Annotated in this window: 4 protein-coding genes and 1 pseudogene; 1 reads left to right on the plus strand and 4 read right to left on the minus strand. The window is 71.6% G+C overall.

Going from position 1 to position 5,016, the window contains the following annotated elements:
• Window positions 1–539 (minus strand): hypothetical protein (locus VGZ32_RS04965; RefSeq protein ID WP_326884617.1); only part of this gene is annotated, 539 nt, incomplete at its 3' end.
• A 210-nt stretch (window positions 540–749) separates the two neighbouring features.
• Entirely contained in the window at window positions 750–3,062 is a 2,313-nt protein-coding gene (locus VGZ32_RS04970) for a GNAT family N-acetyltransferase (protein ID WP_326884618.1), read from the minus strand.
• A 272-nt stretch (window positions 3,063–3,334) separates the two neighbouring features.
• Between VGZ32_RS04970 and VGZ32_RS04975 the strand changes: the two genes are divergently transcribed.
• A complete protein-coding gene (locus VGZ32_RS04975) occupies window positions 3,335–4,576 on the plus strand; it encodes an acetyl-CoA hydrolase/transferase family protein (RefSeq protein ID WP_326884619.1) in 1,242 nt (413 codons plus the stop codon).
• On the opposite strand, the gene VGZ32_RS04980 is transcribed toward VGZ32_RS04975, so the two are convergent.
• Window positions 4,573–4,782 carry a BON domain-containing protein gene (locus VGZ32_RS04980; protein WP_326884620.1) on the minus strand — a complete coding sequence of 70 codons (210 nt, stop codon included), beginning with the start codon at window positions 4,780–4,782 and terminating at the stop codon, window positions 4,573–4,575. The two genes, VGZ32_RS04975 and VGZ32_RS04980, sit on opposite strands and share 4 nt — an antisense overlap.
• Window positions 4,779–5,016 (minus strand): annotated as a pseudogene (locus tag VGZ32_RS04985) (hypothetical protein); the annotation flags it as partial. The pseudogene VGZ32_RS04985 and the gene VGZ32_RS04980, both read right to left, overlap by 4 nt.

Raw genomic sequence — 5,016 nt, forward strand, 5'->3', positions numbered from 1 at the left:
CCGAAAGCTGCCACCGCGATCAGGGCCAGGGCGTCCATCACGTGCTCGTCGACGAACGGGTTGGACGATCCGGTCGCGGTGCCGTCCGCGGCGTGCCGGGCAGGCGGGTAGACCGCGAGCCACATCAGGGCCACCATCAGCGTGCCGGCGACCGCGGCGATCCGCAGCCCGACGCCCGTGACCAGCGCCAGACCGATGCCCAGCAGTCCGAGCATGAACAGCCAGTCCGCCCAGCCCTGGCCGGCCCAGGCGTGGAAGGTGGACTGGAAGGGACCGGCCGAGACGCCGCCGAGGAAGCCCTTGGTCGGGGAGCCGCCGTTGATCCAGGCGTGGGCCGAAGAGGTCGAGTAGCCGAGCCCGAAGGTCTTGTCCAGGAACGCCCAGAGAAACACGAACCCGGTGCCGACCCGCAGCGCCGCGATGGCGCTCTCGCGCACGCCGACCGCGCTCGCCGTGGTCTCGGCGGCGGCGGAGGTCGCGGCCCGGGGCGTGGACCAGTGGAACCTACCGCCGGTGTGCAATCCGTGCTGTGTTGCCATGGGAACTCGCTTCCAATCCGTCTGCCTGTGTTCGCATATTGCGCTTCGCGCTCACCTTGAGTCTGGTCGCCGACCAGCTCTCGCGGAGCCTGCCGAAGGTCCTGACCAGGCCGGTCCATGGTCACCTCCCCGCCACGCGATCTACAGCCGCCATCGAGCCACCGCGAACTTCGAAGAGCCCCCCATACGTCGAACGCATCGGATCGGGATCTACTCGACCGGAGCTCGACGCAGGCGCCGCAGATAAGGGTCGGCACGTTCTGTGGGGGCGACCGTCACGTCGCTCGGCTCGACGCTGAGAACGCCGTTGTCGTCGATCCGGATGGTGAGGCGCGCGAAGGCGACCTGTGGGCAGCTGTCGATGAGGGCTGCGACACGGGCGAGCAGGTCGACGAGTTGCTCAGAGCCCTGGATCGGGTCGCCGAGCGCCCGTACGGCCATATCCGTCAGGTCCCGCGCACTGGCAGGAGCCAGCAACACGGCCGCAGGAGCCACATCGGAGCCAGTCACGCAGGTCAGCAGGGGACCGAAGACGAAATCCTGCCACGCGGTCGCGTTCAGGGTGTGCGCGGCGGTCGCAGGCGCGGGTGTCTCCGAGGAGCGGATTCCGAACGCTTCCAGTAGCGCCGCCCGCTCAGGCGGATCCAGGCCTCTGCCTCGCGGGGTATCGGCCAGACAGTCCTCGATAACGCCGGCGGCGGCGCGGCGGTCGATCCCGGCGGGTTCGTCCGGCGGCAGCTCGTCAGGGTCGGTGCGGCGCGCGGCCGCGGCCGCGCCCAGGGCCTGCGCGGCCACCTCGGCGTCGCCGTAGCTGGGAATACAGCACCCGGAGACATCGGCTCGCACCGCGACCGTCTCGGGCTGGTCGACGAGCACCACCAGCAGCGGCACGCTCTCGGGAATCACAGCACGGCTGAGCCCGTCGATCGGTGTATGCCTCGCGGTCGGGGCGAGCGCCGCCAGCACCGCGTCGCACGCGTCGCGCCCGGCGACCTGCGCCAAGGCCTGATGGATGTGTCGCAGGTCGGCGTCCGGTGCGATGTTCGCGGCCGTCACGATGTCGAGTCCTGCCCTGACGCACGCCGCCGAGGCGAGGCTCACCATTCCGTGAGTGTTGCCGAGCACTGCGACGCGTCGGCCGCGCGGGGCGGGCTGATGGGCGAGCAGGGCTGCGGCGGCCGTCAGCGCACCGAGCGAGGGCACGGTGGTGATTCCGGCCTGCGCGTACAGGGCGGTGCGCGCCTGGCTCGGCGACTGCTCCGGGTCCACGGCCAGCAGCGGGATGCGATGCGAGAGCCTGCGCGCGGTGCGCGCGAACTTGCGCGGGTTGCCGAAGGACTCCACGTGCAGCAGGCCGAGCCGGGTGTCGGGGTCCCGCTCCCAGTGCATGAGCAGGTCGTTGGCGCTCAGGTCGTACTTCTCGCCGACCCCGGCGAAGGACCTGACTCCGATGCCGAGGCGGGTCAGGTGGCTGAGCAGCGCGAGGCCGACGCCGCCGGACTGCACGGCTATCCCGGTGTGGCCCGGCGCTATCGGCCCGGCTGCCAGGGTCGCGTTCAGGTGCTTGTCGCCGCCCGGCTCGGCGAGCCCGAGGCTGCCCGGCCCGAGCAGGCGCATCCCGGCACTCCGGCACACGGCCAGCAGCGCCCGCCCGGTCGGCGGATCGAAGCCGGTCGCGGTCACGATCAGGGCGTGCGCCTTGTGCCGCTCGCAGGCGCGGGCCGCCTCAAGCGCGACGGCGGGCGGCGACGTGATCACGGCGAGGTCGATCTCCACGTCGGGCGGCAGGTCGCGGCCGTCCGGGCCGGCCGTCTCGACCCGGCCGGTGAAGACGCGCAGATTGTCGCGAACCGTCCGGGTGGCCGGATCGTCCGGGTCGCCGATGACCGCGACGCGGCTCGGTTGCAGAATCCGCCGCAGGCTGGCGTCGTCGGCGATCCGCTCACGGCGTGCCTCGACGTCCAGTAGTGCTTCGCGGCCGGCCGGTCCGGGCTCCAGGTCGATCGACAGCGAGCAGGTCCCCTCGTCCCAGACGCGCTCCACCGCGATCCCCAGCGACGCGAACACGTTCAGCATGGCGCGGTTGTCGGCCTGGGTGATCGCGACGAACCGGCGCAGCTCGACCCGGCGCGCGAGGTCGAGCAGGTGCTCGGCCAGCAAGGTGGCCACGCCGTGCCCGTGCAGGCCGTCCTCGACCGCGAAGGCGAGCTCCGCCTCGTCGGGGTGGTCGGCGCGGATCCATTCCGCAAGGCCGACGACCCGATCGCCGAGCAGGGCGAGCAGGGCGCCGCGCGCGGCAGGCACCTCGTCCGGCACGGGGGCGCACACCGCGCCGGCGACGCTCTTGCCCGGGTCGCGGGGGAAACCGAAGAACCTGCGGTAGACGCTCTCCCGCCGCAGGGCGGCGGCGAAGTCGTACACCGCCTGCCAATCCGTCGGACCGGCCGCGCGGATCTGGACGCAGGTCCCGTCGGTCAGGAGCGCGTAGGAAACGAGGTCCTCTCGCAGTACCGTCGCGCCCATGACAGGTTCCTTTCACCTGGGGAGCGGTCCACGCCGACGATCACGCGCGGTCCGGGCCGGGTGGCCATGACGTTGATCATCCTTTCCGGCGGCCCGGCGGCCCGGCGGCTGCGCCGGGCATCATTAGCATCCGCCGACTCGTCGCAAAGCGTCAGGGCATTAGGTCCCGTGCTGACGCCGCGCACGGCGCGCTGTCGGTCGGGACGTTCAGGTGGCGCAAGCGGGCACTTGGTCCCTACGGCGCCATGTTGCGCTGCACATACCGTCGGGGTATGAGAACCGTCGACTCCACACGGCTGGCCCACGCCCTGGAAACCTTCAGCGGCCGGGAACCCCGGGTCGTGGTCTCCGGGAACTTCGCGACGCCCCGGCAGCTGCTGGAACTCGCGGACAAGGCGCTCCCGACGTATCGCCTCTTCCAACTCGGCGCGCAGACAGGCATCCCGGTGCGCAGCGGGGTGCGGCACGAAACCCCGTTCGTGGGGCCGGGCATGCGGGGGCTGACGACGCTCGACTACCTGCCCGCGCGTCTGTCCCTCGTTCCGCAGATCCTGGCCAGGACCCACCGGCCGGACATCGTGCTGCTGCACACCGCGCCGCCGCGCGACGGCAAGCTCTCCCTCGGCATCGAGGTCGACATCCTGCCGGCCGCGATAGAGCAGGCCCTGGCCCGCGGCGGACTGGTCGTCGCGCAGATCAACCGGAACATGCCGTACACCTTCGGCGACGCGCAGATTTCCCTGGACGCCGTCGACCTCGCGTTCGAACTGGACTGGCCACTGCCCTCACCTGCCCGGCGTTCCGATCCGGCCGCTCTGGCGACGGCAGCCGCGATCGGCGCGCACGTCGCCCCGATGATCGGCGACGGCGCGACGCTGCAGACCGGCATCGGCGCGGTTCCGGATGCGGTGCTCGCCGCGCTCACGCGGCGCGAAGGACTGCGGATCTGGTCGGAGATGATCAGCGACGGGGTCGCCGACTTGGCCGCGCACTTCGCCTTAGACCAGGATGCGCCGATCACCGCGTCGTTCCTGTTCGGTTCCGAGGAGCTGTACGCCTGGGCGGACCGCAACCCGGCGCTGCGGATGCTGCGCACCGAGACCGTCAACGATCCGGCCCGCATCGCCGCGCAGCCCTCGATGACCTCGATCAACACCGCCTTGCAAGTCGACCTTTTCGCACAGGCCAACGCGTCCTATGCGCATGACCGGATCTACTCCGGCTTCGGTGGGCAGACCGACTTCGTCGTCGGCGCGCTGCACTCCGCCGACGGCCAGGCGATCATCGCGCTGCCCTCGTGGCACGCCAAGAGCGGCACCTCCACCATCGTGCCGCAGCTGACCACCCCGGTGACCTCGTTCCAGCACACCGCCGTCGTCACCGACCAGGGCCGCGCCGACCTCATGGGTTACGACCAGCGGACCCAGGCCGAGCACCTGATAGAGCGCACCGCCCACCCTGACGCCCGCGACCGCCTGCACGACGCGGCTGCCAGGCTGGGGCTCGCGGACTAAGCGCAGACCGGGCCGCTGTCATCCACCCGCCAGTGCAGCCTGCCGACGACGTCGATGACCCCGGGTACTTCGCGCATCAGCCGGACCGCATACGCGGCCGTGGAGGCTTGGTCTACCGTCCTGGACAGTGTGACGACCCCGCCGCCCACCGTCACCTCGATGATGTCGCGGTCGGCGTCGAGCGCCTCGAACGAGTCGGCCTTCACGACGGCGCCTTCCAGGAACCGGGGTCGGGTCGCCCGCGGTCCGGCGACCCGCCTGTGCGCGGGTCGAGGGCACGGGCACTCGCCACAGGCGTCCGCGTCATTTCCGAAGCGGCCGGAACGCGGCGCGGCTCGGGTACGTCCGCACGCTGCGGCGGGATCGCGACGATCACGACGGGGCAGGTGGAGCGCGCCACGCAGGCTCGCGCGACCCCGCCGAGCGCGGGGCCGTCTTGG

It is taken from the genome of Actinocrinis sp. (assembly GCF_035938995.1).
Taxonomy (GTDB): domain Bacteria; phylum Actinomycetota; class Actinomycetes; order Streptomycetales; family Catenulisporaceae; genus DASZGI01.

What these genes read in the sequence shown, in the direction of transcription:
- VGZ32_RS04970 (WP_326884618.1), bottom strand. Translation starts at nt 3,062, where the DNA reads ATGGGCGCGACGGTACTGCGAGAGGACCTCGTTTCCTACGCGCTCCTG.
- VGZ32_RS04975 (WP_326884619.1), top strand. Translation starts at nt 3,335, where the DNA reads ATGAGAACCGTCGACTCCACACGGCTGGCCCACGCCCTGGAAACCTTC.